The organism is Chitinophaga sp., assembly GCF_036566945.1.
In the GTDB taxonomy this organism is placed as follows: Bacteria; Bacteroidota; Bacteroidia; order Chitinophagales; family Chitinophagaceae; genus Chitinophaga.
Genome location: NZ_DATCVJ010000157.1, coordinates 1 through 1,862, shown reverse-complemented (window position 1 = coordinate 1,862; position 1,862 = coordinate 1). Strand labels below are relative to the sequence as shown.

Sequence of the window (1,862 nt, the reverse complement as noted above, 5' to 3'; positions counted from 1 at the left end):
ACAGACGCCCTGAGTTCATTTAAAAAACTCGAGGCTGTTCTTCGGGGTGCTTCCTGTGTTCCCTCTGAGAAATGGCATTCAGAGGCATAAATATCTCACACTAAAAAAGTGCAATATTTACACTTTTTTATTTTATATTCCCGCAACCCTGACCCCGTTTCAGACCATCAATGACACCTGCCGGATAGTTGTCCACAATCCTGACCTGTAATCCGCCGCACAGCCTGTGGATAAACAGCTACAGGGCACGCAACGCGTGACACACCATGAAACGTTCATTATTTAAACACACCACCCCGTCGCACCGGGCCGCGGGATACGGCCCATTGATAGTTCAGGCGGCCTTCACAAAACTGCGAAAGGCCCGGGCCTGTTCCGCGATGGCGGTCCGGGCTTCACTGGCAACATACTGTATTTCATACCTGTCCAGCCACTTTCTGACCGGCTGACCGGGCAGGATCACCACCTCACTGGCCCAGGACTCCGCCATCAGCTGGCCAGCACACTTCACCAGGAAACGTACTGAGGCCACCCGGGCGCGCTCATCGAGGATTAGCCTGATGTATTCCGTCAGGATCTCCTCACCGGTACCGTTATCAAAAAGCGGGGATCATCCTGAATGATTTTGTCCCCCGTCTGGGCCAGATTGATATGTTTGATGAAATCCCGCCACGGGCCAACAGCGCTCAGCTGATGTGTGTGGTTGACCACATCAACCATACGGGTCTGGGTAAGGTATGTGTAGCGGCTCGCAATCGAAATTCCTCCGACTCGCAATCAGCGCATATTTCGGCTCACATTAACTGCAAATGAAAAACGCCGCCGACTCACATTGAGTGACAATGGGCTCACATTTACCCTGCCCGGCTCGCAATCCATTCCACCGGGCTCACAATAACTGAAAGTGAAGTCTAATATACTTACATACTCTAATTAAATTGATGAGTACCTATTCTTGCAACTACAAGGAGCATCAGATGAGCAATCCAAACTCATGGGCCACAGCCACAGTGAAAAACGACTGGGGAAGCCCGATATCCATGGTAACGCTGAAGCATCGTTATGATACGGACCATTATGATAAAAAATCATGGGAGAAGCTTGACAATGGAGAAACGGGTGAATCTTTTGACGTGGGATTCTGGACCGGACCTTTCCGTACAGGAAAAGATTACTGGCAAATTATATTTGAAGCCGATGGTGTATTATGGACCTGTAAGGATAATTTTTACTGTTTCCTCACTGCATCTGACGTAAAAGGAAATGTCATCTGCCGGATCTATAAGGATGGTAATGAAGGGAAAATGGAAGTCATCTGCCCTAAATCCAGTCGTTGTATCGTATCACTTACCTCTGATGTGGTTACACCAAACTCATTAGCCACAGTGATTATAAAAAATAATACAGCCAGAACCATTTCTCATGTACAACTAAATCACCGATATGACTACGATCATTACGATGTAGGCAATTATACAACTATTGAAAAGGGGATGAGCAGTTTACCTTTTAGTGTAGGCTTTTGGACAGGCCCCGGTCGAACAGGGAAAGACTATTGGTTAATTAATTTTATATCAGGCTCAACGCTGTGGACTTGTAAAGATAACTTTTACTGTTTTCTAACAAAAGATGATGTGAATGGACATGTTATCTGTGAAGTATTCGAAAAGGCTGGAGAATACTACATGAACATTACTCCTCCTGTTTCAAGTAAGGCAACAGTAAAACTAAGCTCTCGTCCTGTACCCGCATTTGATAATCGCCCTATATATTTAATTGGTCACAGAGCAAATTCACTAGGTTATATCAGCCTTGCTATCAGTAAAGGTTGTAATGCTGTGGAATGTGACTTGCAATATAAT

The 1,862-nt window shown here is 45.6% G+C and carries 2 protein-coding genes; one reads left to right on the top strand and one right to left on the bottom strand.

From position 1 onward, the window contains the following. Nucleotides 1-334: 334 nt before the first annotated feature. On the bottom strand, nt 335-532 hold the full coding sequence (locus VIP81_RS04585; protein ID WP_331957298.1) for a hypothetical protein: 198 nt from the start codon (nt 530-532) through the stop codon (nt 335-337). A gap of 445 nt (nt 533-977) precedes the next feature. Here VIP81_RS04585 and VIP81_RS04580 point away from each other — a divergent pair. Next, a partial coding sequence (locus VIP81_RS04580) for a hypothetical protein (protein ID WP_331957297.1) occupies nt 978-1,862 on the top strand: 885 nt, incomplete at its 3' end.